Origin of the sequence: Nocardia sp. NPDC005825 (assembly GCF_040630175.1) — a bacterium.
Classification (GTDB): Bacteria; Actinomycetota; Actinomycetes; order Mycobacteriales; family Mycobacteriaceae; genus Nocardia.
Map to the genome: position 1 here is coordinate 71,905 of NZ_JBEXXC010000017.1, position 16,889 is coordinate 88,793.

A 16,889-nucleotide genomic window follows, 5' to 3' on the forward strand; every position below is an offset into this window, starting at 1 on the left:
AACTCCTCAACGCTTCCGGGGCGGCGCGACGTGAATCGGCAGGCCCAGCCCGACCAGGGCGGCCTCCATACCGATCTCGCCGAGGGTGGGGTGGGCGTGAATGGTCTCGGCCAGCTCGTCGAGAGTCGCCTCCAGCGAGATCGCCAGGGCCCCTTCGGTGATCAGGTCACTGGCCGACGGGCCGATGATGTGCACACCCAGCACTTCGCCGTGCTTCTTGCCCGCGACGATCTTCAGGAAGCCCTCCTGATCGCCGAAGGACTTGGCCCGGCCCAGCGCCGCGAACGGGAACTTCGCGGCCACGATGTCGTGGCCCGCGGCCTTGGCGGCGTCCTCGGTGAGGCCGACGCTCGCGATCTCCGGATGCGTGAAGGTCGCGGCCGGGATCACGTTGTAGTCGATGTGGGCGGCGTGACCGGCGATGGTGTCGGCCGCGACCAGGCCCTGATGCGAGGCCACGTGCGCGAGCAGCGCCTTACCGGTGACATCGCCGATGGCGTAGACGTGCTCTACGCCGGTGCGCAAGTGCTCGTCGACCGGGATGAAACCCCGTGCGTCGGTGGCGATTCCGGCGACCTCCAGGCCCAGCCCGGCGGTATTGGGGCGGCGGCCGACGCCGACCAGCACCACGTCCGCGGGCAGCTCCTGCGGCTTCGCGCCGCCGACCGTGACGGTCAGGCCCGCATCGCCCTCGGCGATGGCGGTGACGGTCGCGCCGGTCAGGACCTTGATGCCGCGCTTGGTGAAGGACCGGACCAGCGCGGTGCCGATCTCCTTGTCCTCCAACGGAACCAGGCGATCCTGCATCTCCACCACGGTGACGTCCGCGCCGAACTCGTGGAACAGATTGGCCCACTCCGCGCCCACCGCGCTGCCGCCGATGACGACCAGGCGCTTGGGCACCTCGGTGAGACCGAACGCGCCGTCGGAGGTGATGACGCCGGGCAGGTCCGCGCCCGGGATCGGGAGTACGGCCGGGACCGAACCGGTCGCGACGATGACATCCTTCGCGCTCACGGTGCGCACGGCGTTCGCGGTCGGGGCGGCGGCGTAGCGCGGGCCGCCCTCGAAGATCGGCGACGGACCGGCCTCGACGACCTCGACCGTGGTCGGGTTCGTGAAGCGTGCGTGGCCCTCGATGACCGTGACGCCATTGGCCTTGAGCAGGCCCGCGACCCCGTCGGTCAGTTCCTTGACGATGCCGTCCTTGCGCTGCCGCACCGCGGCGTAGTCGAAGCGCAGGTTATCGGCGTAGATGCCGAATTCGGCGGCGTGCGCGATGGTGTGGAAGACCTCCGCCGAGCGCAGCATCGCCTTGGTCGGGATGCAGCCCCAGTTCAGGCAGACGCCGCCCGGGCGTTCCTTCTCGACCAGGCCGACGGTGAGGCCTCGTTGAGCGGCGCGGATGGCGGCGACGTACCCGCCGGGACCGCCACCGATCACCAGAAGATCGAATTCCGGCACTCGTGGTGCTCCTCGTTCTCGATAACTCGACCCGCCATCGGTTGTGATGCGAGTCATTGCGAACGAGTCTGTCTGTCCCCATTTGCACAATCAATGCACTGGAAGCCCATATATCTTTGAACCTGACTGGGCGCAGAGCACAATTTGTACCCGTGAGTAGCGTGCTTTCGGCGGCTCAGCCGCGGGCGGTCCCGGGCAATTCCAGAGCGGCCAGTGCGAGCGAAAGTTCCAGGTAGGCGCGCTGGCCTTCCAAGGGTCTGCCGAGCAGCATGGTGATGCGCTGCAACCGGTTGATGACCGTGTTCCGATGGCAGTGCAACTTGGGCGCGGCATTGGCCGCGGAGCAGTTCTCGGCGAGCCAGACGGCCAAAGTCCGCAGCAGAATGTCGCGTTCTTTCGGCGGCAATTCCAGGACCGGACCGAGGGTCCGGGCGACCAGGAGATCGGTCAGATCGGGGGAGCGCAGCAGCAGTGCCTCCGGATAGCGCTCGTCCAGCGAAACCAGCAGCCCGGCCGCATCGCCCGGCGCGGTATCGAGCGCCAGCACCGCCAACCCGTGCGCGGTATCGATGCCCGCCAGCCCGGCGACCGCGGGGGAGACCCCTGCCCGCCCCCGGATCAACGGCCGAAGCTGTTGCAGCACAACCGAACTGCCCCGATGCTCCAACGACACCAACCCGACCGTCGAATCCACGCGCTCGTGCCACACCGACCGCACCCCCGAAACCCCCAGCGCCGCCTCCGCACCCGTGTGCAGCCGCGGCCCGCCCTCACCGCGCGCCACCACCACCAGATACGCGCCGTGCGCGGGCAGATTCAGTTCCCGCCCGGCCCGTGCCGCGAAGGTGGCGTCGTGGGCGCGCCCGGCGAGGAGGTCCTCGATCAGCGAATGCCTGCGCCGCTCGTCGCTGCGCACCCGATCCAGCTCGGTGTTCCGGTACGAGGTGACCAGCGCCGACGACATGCCGTCCACAACCGCCCACATGGCCGACCCGACCTGCCGCGTCTCCGCGGAACCGATGTCATCGGCCTTGTCCAGCAACGCCTCCCACACGATCTGGCCGCCCAGCCGGAACGTCCGCAGCATCGCCTCCAACGGCACCCCCTGCTCGGCGCGCCGCCTGCCGATCGCGGCAGCCACATCGTCGCCGTCCGGATTCGGCGGCAACCCGCCCAGCAGATCCAGAATCCGCGTCAGATACCGCCGGCACCCGTCCCGCAGATCCGCGCGCGGCACCGCCGTGTAATCCGTCCAGCCCGGGTTGTCGGTGAAGATCGCCGCCATCAGCTGCTTGGTCAACGCGGTCACCTCGGCCTGACACGCCGCGGCCAGCCGTTGCGTGCCGACCGCCGGGATCGGATGCCTGGGTGCCGCCATGGCACTCAACCTACTCCCGAGGCTCGCCCGCTCGTCCCATCCGGGCCGGTCAGCGGGTTTCGACGTCGCCCAGCACCGGCTTGATGTCCAGGACCGGGGTGCCATCGATGGCCTCCAGGCCCGCCACCCCCAGCACGCCCGGCGACACCGCGGTCAGCGTCACCTCGTGCAGACCGATCGGGTTCGGCCGGTCGGGGGAGCGGGTCGCGAAGACACCGGTCGCCGGACGGGAACGGTCCCCGCGCGGATGCACCGCGAGCACTTCCCGGCTTCCCGCGTGCAACCAGGTCAGCAGGATCACCCGCATGCCGGGCTGAAGATCGGCCGCCGCCGCGGCGAATTCGGGCGCCAGCACCACCTCGGCGGGCGGCGCGTCCTCATCGGGCTGGCGCGGCGCCCCGGTGCGGTCGGTGAGCGGGGAGTGGACGTGGCCGACGGGGCGAACCTCGAAATGTTCAGGGCTGCTGGAGAATTCCGAGGACATGGATCGTCTGCTCCTTTACACCGTGGCGATGATGGCGATGTCCATGATCGTCCGTGCTGATCGAAGTCGCCAATATTTCCATGATCGGACTGGGCGGCACGGTAATTCGTCCGGTGGTTGCGTTGGACGGCGTATGATCGGCCGGGATGGGCATCCAGGGCCAGCGCGAACGAATAGTCACCACCGACTGGGACGTGTTCGCGCGCAGGCTGGCCACCTTCCTCGCCGGGTTGCCGTCCCGCGCCACCCTCACCCTCGTCGCCACCGGCAATCGGTACGTGCAATTCCAGCAGTTCGACATCAATCTCTCCGCCGAACTCACCGGTAATTACTATTTGCCCGAACCGATTTCGGAGGCCGCCGCCCAATTGCTGCGCGACCTCGGCTGGACCGCTCCCGCCCTGCAACGCGAGATCGAGAACTGGCGGCGCACCCTGCGCTGGCCGATCACCCGCGCCGCCTTCGAGGACCTCGCCCGCTCCGCCACCCGCGGCCTGCACGAGGCCCTGGGCGTCGGCGACCCCGGCGACCTGCGCGCCACCGCGTGGGCGGAGACGACCGCTCTGGACCTGTCCGCCTTGAGTTCCCGGCGCTAGCCGCACACGCGACGGCCCCGCCGCACGCGGTACGACGGGGCCGGAACGGGTGTGGTCAGCCCACCAGGGTCTTGTGCAGCTTCACGACGGTCGCGGCGTCGATGCCCAGCCCCTTGGTGAGGAACTTGCCGAAATCACCGAACTGCTCGTTCATCTTGTCGATCGCGTTGTTCAGGTACTCATCGCTGACGACCTGCAACGGGATCAGCAGATCCGGGTTCTGCATGATGCCCGCCTGCTTCAACTGCGCCCGCTGCGCGGCATCCGCCGCCGACCGGTACTGATTCGACAGCAGATAATCTTGACGCGCAATGCTTTCCGGCACGCCCACGGCCCGCAGCAGCACATACGTCATCCACCCGGTCCGGTCCTTACCCGCGGTGCAGTGATACAGCGTCGCGCCCCCCGAAGCCGCGATGTCCTTGATCGTCTGCCCGAACTTCGCCATCGAATCCGGCGACAGGAAGCTCTGATACATATCCCGCATCATCTGCTCGGCCTTGCCGTCACCCAGCGCCGCCTGCTGCACCGCCGGATCCTTGGACCCGATGGCCTGCACCATCTTCAAATACATCCCGCCGTCACTGATCGGCCGCGCCACCGCCGTCGCCCCCGGAATCGCCCGATCCGCGCCCTGCGCCCCCACCTCGGCCTGCGACCGGAAGTCGATCACGGTCTTGATGCCCAGCGTCCCCAGCTTCTGCACATCGGCATCGGTCAGCTTCCCGAGCGCATCCGCCCGAATCACCTTCCCAGCCTTCGTAGGATCCCCCGTATAGGTCACATACCCGCCGATATCCCGCACATTGACAGCCCCCTGCAAGCTGATCTGGGTGGCCTCGGTGCGCATGATCGGCGGCAGCGCCTGCGCCTGCGGCGCCACCCCGGCCACCCCGCCACCCAGCACCACGCCAACCGCAGCCGTCGCAGCGAGCATTGAAATACGAAGTCGTGCAAAACGTTTGATATTCACGACCGCGACGCTAGGGGTGCTTACGCCCGCCCGGCCCCGTTACCCACCAGTCCTCCCACCCACCGGCCACCCATCCCCACCCACCGGGACCCACCCTGGACCACCCCGAATGTCCTTACACCCCAGTAACTCTCGCGCAACCATCCTACTCCCGAATACGCCGAAGCCCCACCCGCCAAAACGGATGGGGCTTCTTCAGAGCGCTTGCGCTACTTCGACTTAGACGTCGTTTTACAGCTAGAACGGTGGTTCATCGTCGTCGTGGAAGGGTGACTGGCTGCAAATACCGATCCGCTTCCCTTCGTCGATCTTGTTCCAGTTGCCAACGCTGACGCTGTGGTCCTTGACCAAAGTCGCGACCAAGCGTCGGGTCTTTTTCCAGAGGTCGTCCTCGATGTCTACGCCTTCTCCGGGTTTCGTCCACGGATCGCCCCCAGTGCGCGAGTGGCGAACTCGGCGCAGCAATGGGTCTGTCAGGCCTGAATCGTTGAGCGCCTCTGGTCTGAAGATGGTGACCAGGTGGCATCCGTTTGCGTGCTCGTCAACCCGATAGCTGATGTCGACCGGTGGCAACTGGCGATACTCCCAGCGCCGCTTTGCTTCCTCGTAGCGGGCCTGATCGATATAGACGTACTGGACCACACGCTCGAGAAGGTTCTGGGAGTCGAGCGCTTCTTCTTCGTCCGGATCGAAGTCGAGATCGTGAGCCCCCTCATTGCCAACGTGTCGCAAGTGGGTGGCCCAGGTGAAAAGCCGACCGTCGATGGTGCCTTCGGCCTGAAGGTGTTCGAGTCTCTTTTGGAGGGTGTTCTCGGCAGCTCCCTGGTCTAGGCACAGTGCTTCAAGACCACGACGGGCAGCAACGATGGCCATGATGTACGAGCCGCCATCCATACACTTCTCGACTTCATCAAGTGCCCGGCGCAGTTTCCTCGGCAGCACGTCAATCCGGACGAGCCGCTTCTCCCAGTCCATGAGATGGAGGGTATCGAGCGCCGGCCTTGGCCAGCCACGGATTAACCAAAGGCAGACCGCCTTCCGCCGGCCCGGCACCTGAAGCCTTCTTTCCCTGTCGGAGCGAGACAATCGGGCCGATGAGGAGGCGGGGAGCTACCAACTTGAGTCGCTCCAATCTCGACGACGGAAGTCCGGTGCGAGACGCGGGCCGGGCTCGGAGTCCGCGGCTGATCCGGTACCCGGCCTATCAATCCTCGTGTGGCCCAGGCGGATACAGGTCGAGAACGATGTCGAGTCCTAACGCGGCAACATCGGCAAGCAGGCCCGCCGGCAGCGCGCAACCGCCTTGACCATTGTCGCTACCAAAGCCTAGGAAGAGCTCCATTTCGCAATCGCCCGACAGGCCGGCCAGCTCCTCGCGACATTCGTCGAGCAGATCGACCAGCGCGCGGACGTGGTCGGCGAGGTCGCTGTCATCGGGCAGCCCACTGCGACGGAGCCAGAGACTGTTCTTGCGTCGAGCACTGGCCGGATTCCGGGGACTCATCAAGCTGCCTTGTTCGAACTGCCTGTCCGCCACAATCCCCAGGCGAGCGGAGATCTCGCTCGCAGTAACCGTCTGACTTGCCAGGCGAACCGACCCTGCCGACCATTTCCTGTCTTCTGGCTGCGGTTGCACCTCTACGTCCTCTAACACGCGGTCACCCTCGCAGACTGCACTGAAGAACACGACCCCATTTATCAGGTGTTCAAGGAATACTTTTGTCCACGTGTGTTCTTCCGGGAGCTAGAACACACTCAACTACTGCTGATCGCTCGATCCAGGGCTCCTGCCTAGTCCTCTCCACCTTCCTAGGACTGGCCGCTTTCAATCGGAAGTAGGCCGCGGTGTGGGATGCATGCCCGCTTCGGTACTGCGTGGACTCTGGCAGGTGGAGGTCGTCGAGGACGGTGTCGCTCACGATGTCGAAGTCGTTACCTACCGAGACCCTCACTGGGTCACCCTGAATGCCCTTGCACCTCAGTAACTCTCGCGCAACCTTCCTGCTGGAAGGTCTCGAGCCGAATCTCAGGGAAGTGACCCGGGTGGTGTGATTGCGGGAGTTGCCCGCAGCTGGAGCTGTGGGTACTGGATGGTTGTCGCGGCGTACTTGATGAACTGTCGTATCACGTCGATGGCCGCGCTTGCTCGGGAAGTGCAATCATCGCTGCTCGTGGCTTTGTGAATGATGTAGGTAGTCTCAATAACGCTGGTACCCAGGTCGTGTAGCCGTTGATCGTCCGTTACGAGCTGAACACGGAGATGGCAGTTCCGAAGCTCAGCACGCAATCGATCGGACTCCGCTCGAGCGATCCGATACTGCTCACTGCCAGGATCCACGTCGTGCGCTGCCCAACGATCGATCTCGCTCTTCCTGAACAAGATCGCGGACTCCGCGAAGGCGGAGTACACAGGCAACCTGTCCTGCCGCAGTTGGTGCGCGAAGGAGAGCACGGCAGCCCGCTCGGATGTTTGGCGTTGAAAGACGTAGGTGAGCGCCGATCCCAGGAGCGTTCCGGCGACAGCGATAGTTGCGGCAAATACGGCGGTCATGGGCCCCTCAGGACGCGTGAGAGTGGTTGGTCTCTCTCAAGTTTCGCCCGCGAATCGTGCGCGAGCCAGGTAGTGGGCCTACGTTGGCACGGATCTTGCTGTCACTCTCAGCGCACTAGGGTTCGGGCCGTCCCGAGCAGGTTGATCACCACGTCAACTGCGACAACCAGCTTTTTGACTCGTCTCGCCCGCGGCCGATGTTTTGCTGCTGGACGCGGCACATAACCTACGAGGCGCAGGCGGCTGTCACCGGGAGGGTTCCACTGACGCCGGAAACGCCGAAGCCCCACCCGCCGAGGCGGGTGGGGCTTCTCAGAGCGCTTGCGCTACTTCGACTTAGACGTCGTAGTACAGCTCGTACTGCCTGCTGGGCCGTTGCGTTCGTTGGTAGGCGACGATTGAAGAGCAACCGCCCGCTGCTTGATGCTTGGTAGCGTTGGCGAGTCTCGGTGTGGGTGAACGTCGTTGCGGACGCACTGCGGACGGATGGACTAGTTGTGGACTCCCGGGGTGGGGCAAGATCATCACTGACTGACTTGAACGGTTCCAACCACTCTTGTTACCGGTCGGTGTGGGGTGGGTCTATGCGACGATTTGGTGATGCCTGAGCCATCGGTTGTTACGGCTGTCGGGATTGCCGCCAAAGCTGGATCTGCGCTGTTATCGAGCAGATTTCGGCCGGCAGGGCAGGTTCGCCTAGGCGGTCGTGAAGAGCGTCGGCAAACATACTCGCGGTTCCAAGAGGCGGCTGTGAGCTATGTTGTCCATCTTCAAGACGGGCGGCTCTCACCTTCTGCGCTAGGGCTGCCGATCTCGGAATGTAAGCCATACCTTGATGGGCTGATGGTCGCCACCAAGGAACTCGCACAAGCACTTTACGAGGTTAGGCTGGTCGGGAACCCGGCCCCGATCTACGCGGCAGAAGAGCTGAACGCGATACTGTACGAATTGGGTGCGAGCTTCGACTCCGAGATGGTTGAGTCGCTCCTTGGTCAGTACGCAATCACGATGTCGGCTTTCATCGCTGCTTGCCGCTCGGATCTCTGGTACCAGCCTCGTTGGTGGCATCTGTGGCGTGCGAGTTGGTGGCAGCTTCGGTGGGCTCGGCTGCGGAGTGGTGGGGATCCTCGCCGACGGCGAATAGCTCAGCCTGTCGTGACGCAACGTGTCGGTCCTGCCGGGCGATTGGGCATTTCAGCGAGTGCGCGTGAATTGCTCCGGGAACGCCGTGCCCTGGACAGTGATGGCGAGAACCCCTAGTGGAGCTCGTACAACCGGCGGGATGTTTTGGGTCCTGATAGTAGATCGGCTGTACACCCTGCCTAGTCCTCTCCCGCTTCCTCATACTGGCCGCCCTCAGCGGAAGGAGGTCGGGTCAAGGGCGCTCTTTCCCTTGACGCGGCCTCCTGGAGCGAGACAATCGGGCCATGAGGAAGGGGGAGACGCCCAACCGCAGGATGATCCACCGCGGGAACGTGCCGGCACTCGATCTGGTGAGGTAGGGCGGAGCGGGCATCTCACTGGATCCGGCTGGGATTCGCACGGTCAGATCGAGCTGGGCGAGCTCCGTTCCTTGCTCCTGTCTTCCTCATCCCTTCGCGGAAGTGCCTCGCCTGGTGAGCGATTCAGGCACCTATGCGGTGCGCTGGGCGTGCCGCAACGCTCCGCCGCGCCGGGCGCGACGCAGCGGAGCAAGGAGTGCCCGTTGCGCGGCGTGGGTGCGGGGCGGCGCGCTCTGCGCGCCGCACTTGAGTCTGTATAGCTAAATTAGGCAAAGCACGGGATCGCGACCGGGGATGGCTTCGGAGACGGGAACGGCTGGGACCTCTGCCCGGTGAGTGAGTGGGCGGAGAATCCCAGCCGAATCGAGTGAAGGCGGCCGGTCGGACTACGCTGCGAGGCCGAGCACGTGCAGGGCTTGGGTGTTGAACTCCTGCACTGCGGGGACTGTGCCGAAGGGCTTCAGCGTCTTTTGGAGGTCGGTCACGGCTTCGAGGGATCGGGATGAGTTCACCGAGGACGTCAGCTGGACAACGATTTTCGCGCGCTCGGCTGCGGCTTCGATCTCGTTGCGCTGGATGAGGCTCATGGCGACGGCGGCTTGGCTGAGGCTGCCTCGGCGGGCTCGGCGCTGTTCGAGGCAGGCTTGGATCGACAGGTCCGCGAACCGCTCGATTTCGGCGGGCTGCTGGAGGTCGCGGAAGCAGTTCGCGGCCTCGCCGAAGAAGTACGCGGGATCGATGAACCGTGCCCACTCGGGCTCGCGGTCGTGATCGATCGTGTTGAATGTCCGCTCTGCGCGCTGGATTGCCTTCGTGGTCGCCTTCGCGTCGCCGAGGCGGGCCAGGCCGCGGGCTTCGAGAATGCTGAGGTCGGCATAGCAGGCAGCGGACTCCTGCGGGGTGATGCCGTGCAGTCCGGCGCGGGCCAGGGCAATGGCTTCGTAGGTGTGCCCAAGCAGGTTCGCCTGGTCGGACATCCCTGCGAGGACGTGTGCGCCGAGGACGTGGTTACCTGCGGCCTGCGAGAGTCGGAGAGCCTGAATCAGATAGCGCTGGGCGAGTCCGTGTTCGCCGTCGTCGTAGGCCATCCAGCCGATGAGGTATGCCTGCTCGGCTGCGGCGTCGTACAGGGCAGCCTGGACGTCGGGCTCGTGTTCCTTGCGGATCAGCGGAATCACGGTGGTGTTCATGTAGCTGATCAAGGCGGTTCGGGCGTGTCCACCACCGCGCATGACGTCCATCTCCTGGAAGAGGGAGAACATCTCGCGGATGCCTGCGACCTGGTTCATGCCGATTGCGCGCGGGCCCCGTTCGGACAGGGTCTCGTCGAGAGTTTCGAGCAGCCAATCACGGCTCGGAGCGGCCAGCGCCGCGAGGATGAAAGGGGCGTTGAATCGGCCGGCGGTGTAGGCGATGCCGAGATCGCGGATCGTATCCAATGTCGTCTCTGTATCCCGTGAGTACTGAAGCCCGCGAGCTGCGAGGGAGTCGGCGTCTTCCATGTCGATATCGGCTGGTCGGACCGGGCGGCCGATCCGTTCGGAGAGTACCCGGCAAATCAGGCTCGGCGTGATGCCTCGGGGTTTCTGGCCCTGCTTCACCCATCGGCCAACGGCGGTGTAGTCGTAGCGCAGAGCTTCACCTTCGTCGGCACCGTATTGGTTGACCCGCTTCGCGAGTCCAGCCCACGAGATACCGGCTTCGGTGATCAAATCTGCGAGAGCGGTGTTCGGCTCGGCCACTGTAGGTCACCCACTTCCGAGATGGACGGCGCTCGTCCCCTGGGGTGATGATACGCACGTGACCTGCTCTGAAACAGGGCACACATGGGCAAGTGGTCATTCACATGGGTAATCGCATGGCTTACATGCCATGTCATTCCGGTTGCCTATAAATATGTTGGCAGGCAACGAAACTCGGGTGGCGGTCGCTGAACGCCTCGCGATCATCGGGGCGCGATTGGATGCGCTTACTCAGCGGCTCCAGAATCTCGAGAACGCTCCAGTGCGGCCAAGCGACCTTCGAAATCGTCCAGCCGGTTCATGATCTCGTCCAGCCGTTCGAGTACGGCGTCTTCGGATGCCGGTGCTTCGTCGGTGTCGGGCCGGACGCGGTAGAAGGTACCGCGGCCCTGCCATGACACGACAAGACCCTCGGAGCGGAGCACGTCAATCGCCGCTCGGACAGTCTCTTTCGCGACGCCCCACTGTTCGGCGATCTTGGGTGCCGATGGCAGTTGCCCACCGGGCACGTACCCGTTGCGGAGCTCATCGGCAATCCGCTGATACACGGGCCGGAGGTCGTCCGGGTCCATCAGCTCATTCGGCACGGTGGCCAGTCTATCGGGCTACCTCGGTGACAGTTGATATGTCAGGTTACCTAGGGAAGGCTAGGTAAGTACGGTAACCTTGGTTCTGTTGGTTGATGTCGGTATCCCAAGGAGTTCGGAATGACATCCCAGTTGCAGCGAATCGATCTCGCGAATCCCATTCGTCCGGCCCGGCTGAACTCTGTCGGCTGGTGCGTCTTCTGCATCCGCCGCTGGTGTGATGACCCGAAGTGCATTGCCTGGCACCAGAATTCGATCTGGGGACCGTGCGACCGGTGTGGCGGTGCCGGGTCCACGGGATTCTCGAACTGCCTCTGCACGGACGGCCTGATCGAGTACAAGTCCCAGGACGACGCTGATCAGGCTTGGGTCCGCGCGGATTCGGTGCGGTCTCCGCTGGACGAGGAACCCTTGGTGGTTGTGGCGGTCGGTGGCGCTCGCTTGTGCCGAGGTGGGCTGCGATGACCTCGGCCCGAGTGATCCCGTTCCCTGAGCCCGCTCGCGCCACGGAGCTGCGTCCGCCCCGGCTGACCTTCGCGGGCTGCTGCCTGTGGTGCGGTGACCGGGATTGTGTGAAGCCTGATTGCATCGGCCTGCACGAGATTTCGGAGTGGGGCGTGTGCTCCCACTGCCACGGGACCGGGGAAGGCTTCAAGGCTGAGCCAAAGGGCTGCACGTGCGCGTTCGGGCTGGTGCTGCTGGCTCCGGCCATCGAACGGCGGCGGGAGCTGATCCCGGGCGAGTTCGCGGTGATCGACGAGGGTCACTGGTCGGAGTACAACCACCGGACCTACGGCGAGACCACCTCCGCGAAGGTCTACACGGTGTCGGGGGAGCGCCCGTGACGGAGGCTGAGGAATCGGGTGACCAGACTCGGCTGGCGGGACTGGTTGCCCCTCAGGACTTCCTGGAGATGGCTACCTCCGCGGCCGACAAGTTCGGCTCCTGCCGCAAACCGATCGCCATGTGGATGACCAACCATTCCACGGGGGAGCGGAAGGCGATCGGCGCGGCGTGCGGCAATACCCTGGAATCGGTGTGCCCCGCGTGCTCGAAACGCAAGCGCGCCATCCGGATTCAGCAGTGCCGGGAGGGTTGGCATCTCGACGCAGAGCCGGTGATCGACGAACGTACGGTCACCGAGCATCAGCAAGACCTGGTGATGGCGCGGTCGTCGCTGTTCGTGGACTACCAGCGGGCCAAAGAGGATGACGATACCGAGCTCATGGCCGGTATCCGTGAGATCGTCGCGGACCTGGACAAGGAGCTCCGGGAGAACGGGGCTCGTCGGCTGCCTCCGCTGGATGCTCCGGTCAAGCGCCGGCGCTCTACCCGTCGTCGCCAGGATGCCCCGAACCTGCCGCGTAAGAAGGTGGAACGGCGCACCCTGGGCCAGACTTACGCGGGCGGCAAGTACCGGCCCGGAATGTTCCTCACGCTGACCATGGACAGCTACGGCAAGGTCCACAACGACGGCGCGGTCAACCGCAAGGGCGAATCGTGCGGCGACGGTTCCCCTAGGGACCCGGACTCCTACGACTACGCGCGGGCGGCTCGGGACATCATTCACTTCTCCGCGCTGTTCAACCGGTGGACCCAGAACCTACGGCGGGCGCTGGGCTGGAACGTCCAGTACTTCGGGACCGTGGAGCCGCAGCGGCGGGGAGCCCCGCACGTTCACCTGCTGCTGCGCGGCGCGATTCCTAACAAGCTGTTGCGCCAGGTGACCGAAGCGACCTACGTGCAGGTGTGGTGGCCTCACCATGACCAGGAGGTCTACACGGGCGCGAACATGCCGGTCTGGGACTACCAGGCGCGCACCTTCGTGGACCCGAAAACCGGTGCGCCGCTACATGCTTGGGAAGATGCGCAGGACATCATGGATTCCTGCGATGACATGGACCCGGCGCACGTGATCCGCTTCGGGGAGCAGATCAAGCCCAAGGGCATCGTGAAGGGAACCAAGAAGGCCGATGCCGCGATCGGGTATCTGGCGAAGTACCTCACGAAATCGGTGGCCGAGATCCTGGAGCCGCCGAACCAGCGCACCGCGGAGCACTACGACCGGCTGCACGCGGAGCTCCTGCGGACGCCGTGCTCGGACCGGTGCCCGATCTGGCTGCGCTACGGCATCGTCCCCAAGGGCGTGAACTCCAAGACTCAGCCGGGCCTGTGCCGGAACAAGGCTCACTCGCGGGACTCGTTGGGCGTGGCCGGTAATCGCCAGTTCGTCTCGAAGCTGTGGACGGGCAAGACCCTGAAGGATCACGCGGCCGAGCGTCGCGACTTCGTTAAGCAATTCCTCGAAGGCGCGGGCATGACCCCGGACGAGGCCGATGGCTGGGACCCGGACCAGGTGACGGTGAGCGTGGCCGAACCGGGTGACCCGATGCGACCGCCCCAGGCTCACCTGATCATGGCGTTACTCACCCAGATGCAGCGAAGGCGCGCCCAATACCTACAGGCCCAGATGGCGGCGGGACCACCAGGGGCACAAGGACATTCAGCATCATCGGAAGCGGCATAGGAAGGATCGGGGAGATGGTGAACGAGGAGTTCCTGAGAGCTAAGCAACTGGAGGAGTTGACCGGGATTCCGGAAGCTACCTGGCGGTGGTGGGCCCATATCGGCTTCGGCCCGGAAAGCTTCAAGCTGAGCCCGCGGCGGCGAGTATGGCGGCGCTCGACGGTGCTGGCATGGATCGCCGAACAGGAACAGCTGACCCGCCGTGGTGGAACGGCGGCGTGATGGCGGGGCAACGGAACCGACGCGGCGGCGTTGAGGACCGCTGGCACAAGTCCGCGACCGTGGCGGGGGAGGACGGGCAGAAGACCCGGCAGCGGGTCCGGTCCGCCAACTACGGCAAGGGCAAGCGGTGGCGTGCTCGCTACGTTGATGACGAATCACAGGAACACGCAAAGGGTTTCGATCGGAAGGCGGATGCGGAAGCCTGGCTCGCGGCACGGCTGAGCACCCTGGTGCAGGGGACGCATATCGCGCCGCGGGATTCACAGATGACGGTCGGGCAATGGTGTGACCGCTGGATCAAGGGCTACGAGATCCACCGCGATTCGACGGTGCGGCAGGCTAAGACGCACCTGGCCCTGATCCGAGCGGAGTTCGAGAATGCGCGGATGGCGGCGCTTCGGCCTTCGTCGGTGAAGACCTGGGTGGCGAAGCTGAAGAAGGCAGGGTACGAACCGAGCTACGTCTACGCGTTGCACGGGCGCCTGTCGCAAGTCCTCGGGGATGCTGTGCACGAAGGCTTGTTGGTGCGGAACCCATGCTCGCGCAAGACAGCTCCGCCGACCGGAACGCAGAAGCCCTATGTGGTGACCACGGAGCAGATGTGGCAGCTGCACGACGCGATGCCGGCACATCTGCGGGCCGCGGTCCTGCTGGGCGTGTTCGCGGGTCTTCGGGTCGCTGAGATCTCGGCATTGCTGGTCGGCGACATCGACTTCACGCGGGGAGTCGTCTACCCGAAGCGGCAATGGCCTGCCAAGCCGTTGAAGACAGACAAGAGCACCACGCCGGTGCCGATTCCGCGGGAACTGGCCTTGCTGCTGTCGGCCTCGGTGAAGCAGTGGCCGCACGATCACATGGTGACGAATGGGGAGGGAAAACCGGCTCCGCCGTGGCTGATTCAGCGGAAGCTGCGGGAGCTCCGGAACTCTGGAAAGGTGGCGGGCCTGCCTGAGGAATTCAGCGTGCACGACCTTCGGCACTACTTCGCGTCGCTGCTCATCTCCAAGGGCGCGGACGTCAAGATGGTCCAGGCGCGAATGCGGCACGCCAGCGCGCGAACGACACTCGACACCTACGGGCATCTGTGGCCGGACGCAGACGAGTCCACCCGTTTCGCGGTCGGTGAAGTGATCGCGGAACAGATGGACTCGTTGACTACTGCGGACGAGCTGCGGACGGAAGACCTCGGTTAGAGCTTCCGCCGCAGATCAGAGCGGCAGAACGACTTAGACGTCGTAGTACAGCTCGAACTCGTACGGGTGCGGGCGCAGGTTGACCGGGGCGATCTCCTGCTCACGCTTGATGTTGATCCAGGTCTCGATCAGGTCCTCGGTGAACACGCCACCCTCGGTGAGGTAGTCGTGGTCCTGCTCGAGGCGGTCGATGACCGACGCCAGCGAGGTGGGGGCCTGCGGGATGTTCTTGGCCTCCTCCGGCGGGAGCTCGTAGAGGTCCTTGTCGACCGGAGCCATCGGCTCGATCTTCTTCTTGATGCCGTCCAGGCCGGCCATCATCATGGCGGCGAAGGCCAGGTACGGGTTACCCGAGGAGTCCGGCGCGCGGAACTCGATGCGCTTGGCCTTCGGGTTCGAGCCGGTGATCGGGATACGGATCGCGGCCGAACGGTTGCGCTGCGAGTACACCAGGTTGATGGGGGCCTCGTAGCCCGGCACCAGACGGTGGTACGAGTTCACGGTCGGGTTGGTGAACGCCAGCAGCGACGGGGCGTGGTGCAGGATGCCGCCGATGTAGTGACGCGCCAGGTCCGACAGGCCCGCGTAGCCGGCCTCGTCGTGGAACAGCGGCTTGCCGTCCTTCCACAGCGACTGGTGGGCGTGCATGCCCGAGCCGTTGTCGCCGAACAGCGGCTTCGGCATGAAGGTAACGGTCTTACCCTCCTGCCACGCGGTGTTCTTCACGATGTACTTGAACAGCTGCAGGTCGTCAGCGGCGCCCAGCAGCGTGTTGAAGCGGTAGTTGATCTCGGCCTGACCGGCGGTGCCGACCTCGTGGTGGCCGCGCTCCAGCTCGAAGCCCGCGTTCTGCAGGTTGGTCGAGATCTTGTCGCGCAGGTCGACGTAGTGGTCGTACGGCGCAACCGGGAAGTAACCACCCTTGTTGCGGACCTTGTAACCACGGTTCGGGGTGCCGTCGGCGTTGTACTCCGCGCCGGTGTTCCAGGAACCCGACACCGAGTCGATCTCGTAGAACGAACCGTTCATCGCCGAGTCGTAGCGGATCGAGTCGAAGATGTAGAACTCGGCCTCGGCACCGAAGTAGCAGGTGTCGGCGATGCCGGTGGCGGCCAAGTACTCCTCGGCCTTGCGGGCGACGTTACGCGGGTCGCGGGAGTACGCCTCACGGGTGAACGGGTCGTGCACGAAGAAGTTCATGTTCAGCGTCTTCGCGGCACGGAAGGGGTCGACCCGCGCGGTGCTGTAATCGGGCAGCAGCAGCATGTCCGACTCGTCGATCGACTGGAAGCCGCGGACGGAAGAACCGTCGAACGCCAGGCCCTCTTCGGCGAGATCAGCGGTGAACGCCTTCGCCGGGATCGAGAAGTGCTGCTGCACACCGGGGAGGTCGGTGAAGCGAATATCGACGTATTCGAGCTCCTCCTCCTTGATGTACTTGATGACCTCGTCGGCCGTGCTGAACGCCACTTAGTACTCCTTACGGATCGGTTCCCAGCCAGTGGTGACTGCATGGGTTCGTCGCGACCACACGGTATGGATGCGGTGTTTCCCTGCAATCAAGGCTGTGTTTCGCCAGTGTTACACGCACTGCTGGCCGGGGGTTCGGCGGTGCCCCCGGGTTCGCGTGGACGCCGCAGCGGTCGCCGAGCAATGCTCGACCAGCACCGA

At 64.8% G+C, this 16,889-nt stretch carries 14 protein-coding genes; 5 read left to right on the forward strand and 9 right to left on the reverse strand.

All coding sequences use genetic code 11. The features are described from left to right. Positions 1 to 6: 6 nt before the first annotated feature. The 3 genes from lpdA to tsaA form a co-directional block, all read right to left on the reverse strand. Positions 7 to 1,464 carry a dihydrolipoyl dehydrogenase gene (gene lpdA, locus ABZ382_RS32080; RefSeq protein WP_357096908.1) on the reverse strand — a complete coding sequence of 486 codons (1,458 nt, stop codon included), beginning with the start codon at positions 1,462 to 1,464 and terminating at the stop codon, positions 7 to 9. A gap of 175 nt (positions 1,465 to 1,639) precedes the next feature. Continuing rightward, on the reverse strand, positions 1,640 to 2,842 hold the full coding sequence (locus ABZ382_RS32085) for a helix-turn-helix domain-containing protein (protein ID WP_357096910.1): 1,203 nt from the start codon (positions 2,840 to 2,842) through the stop codon (positions 1,640 to 1,642). Between the two features lie 49 nt (positions 2,843 to 2,891). Next, positions 2,892 to 3,326, reverse strand: coding sequence for a tRNA (N6-threonylcarbamoyladenosine(37)-N6)-methyltransferase TrmO (tsaA, locus tag ABZ382_RS32090; RefSeq protein ID WP_357096912.1), 435 nt, complete (start codon positions 3,324 to 3,326; stop codon positions 2,892 to 2,894). Positions 3,327 to 3,472: 146 nt separating this feature from the next. On the opposite strand from tsaA, the gene ABZ382_RS32095 reads away from it, so the two are divergent. Further along, positions 3,473 to 3,922, forward strand: coding sequence for a hypothetical protein (locus ABZ382_RS32095; protein WP_357096914.1), 450 nt, complete (start codon positions 3,473 to 3,475; stop codon positions 3,920 to 3,922). 55 nt (positions 3,923 to 3,977) lie between these two features. Here the strand turns inward: ABZ382_RS32095 and ABZ382_RS32100 are convergent, their stop codons facing one another. The 5 genes from ABZ382_RS32100 to ABZ382_RS32120 all read right to left on the reverse strand — a co-directional run bounded on the left by ABZ382_RS32100 (position 3,978) and on the right by ABZ382_RS32120 (position 11,277). Further along, positions 3,978 to 4,895 (reverse strand): tyrosine-protein phosphatase, encoded by a 918-nt coding sequence (locus ABZ382_RS32100; RefSeq protein ID WP_357096916.1) that lies wholly within the window; start codon positions 4,893 to 4,895, stop codon positions 3,978 to 3,980. A gap of 237 nt (positions 4,896 to 5,132) precedes the next feature. Continuing rightward, the gene (locus ABZ382_RS32105) at positions 5,133 to 5,870 is read right to left on the reverse strand and encodes a DUF4145 domain-containing protein (protein WP_357096918.1); all 738 of its coding nucleotides are present in this window, start codon (positions 5,868 to 5,870) and stop codon (positions 5,133 to 5,135) included. Between the two features lie 229 nt (positions 5,871 to 6,099). Next, positions 6,100 to 6,549 (reverse strand): DUF4279 domain-containing protein, encoded by a 450-nt coding sequence (locus tag ABZ382_RS32110; protein ID WP_357096920.1) that lies wholly within the window; start codon positions 6,547 to 6,549, stop codon positions 6,100 to 6,102. A gap of 2,785 nt (positions 6,550 to 9,334) precedes the next feature. Beyond that, positions 9,335 to 10,690: a hypothetical protein gene (locus ABZ382_RS32115; RefSeq protein ID WP_357096922.1), complete on the reverse strand. Its 1,356-nt coding sequence runs from the start codon at positions 10,688 to 10,690 to the stop codon at positions 9,335 to 9,337. Between the two features lie 227 nt (positions 10,691 to 10,917). Further along, a complete protein-coding gene (locus ABZ382_RS32120) occupies positions 10,918 to 11,277 on the reverse strand; it encodes a GntR family transcriptional regulator (RefSeq protein WP_357096924.1) in 360 nt (119 codons plus the stop codon). A 461-nt stretch (positions 11,278 to 11,738) separates the two neighbouring features. Here ABZ382_RS32120 and ABZ382_RS32125 point away from each other — a divergent pair, with 461 nt between their 5' ends. From ABZ382_RS32125 to ABZ382_RS32140, 4 genes are read left to right on the forward strand one after another with little or no spacing between them, the layout of a single operon-like run. Further along, the gene (locus ABZ382_RS32125; protein ID WP_357096925.1) at positions 11,739 to 12,122 is read left to right on the forward strand and encodes a hypothetical protein; all 384 of its coding nucleotides are present in this window, start codon (positions 11,739 to 11,741) and stop codon (positions 12,120 to 12,122) included. After that, the gene (locus tag ABZ382_RS32130) at positions 12,119 to 13,804 is read left to right on the forward strand and encodes a replication initiator (protein ID WP_357096927.1); all 1,686 of its coding nucleotides are present in this window, start codon (positions 12,119 to 12,121) and stop codon (positions 13,802 to 13,804) included. Before ABZ382_RS32125 ends, ABZ382_RS32130 begins: the two co-directional genes overlap by 4 nt. A 14-nt stretch (positions 13,805 to 13,818) precedes the next feature. After that, on the forward strand, positions 13,819 to 14,025 hold the full coding sequence (locus tag ABZ382_RS32135; protein WP_357096930.1) for a DNA-binding protein: 207 nt from the start codon (positions 13,819 to 13,821) through the stop codon (positions 14,023 to 14,025). Then, on the forward strand, positions 13,974 to 15,218 hold the full coding sequence (locus ABZ382_RS32140) for a site-specific integrase (RefSeq protein WP_357096932.1): 1,245 nt from the start codon (positions 13,974 to 13,976) through the stop codon (positions 15,216 to 15,218). Before ABZ382_RS32135 ends, ABZ382_RS32140 begins: the two co-directional genes overlap by 52 nt. 33 nt (positions 15,219 to 15,251) lie before the next feature. On the opposite strand, the gene glnA is transcribed toward ABZ382_RS32140, so the two are convergent. Then, complete coding sequence (glnA, locus tag ABZ382_RS32145) at positions 15,252 to 16,688, reverse strand: type I glutamate--ammonia ligase (protein WP_357096934.1); 1,437 nt, start codon at positions 16,686 to 16,688, stop codon at positions 15,252 to 15,254. Positions 16,689 to 16,889 lie beyond the last annotated feature (201 nt).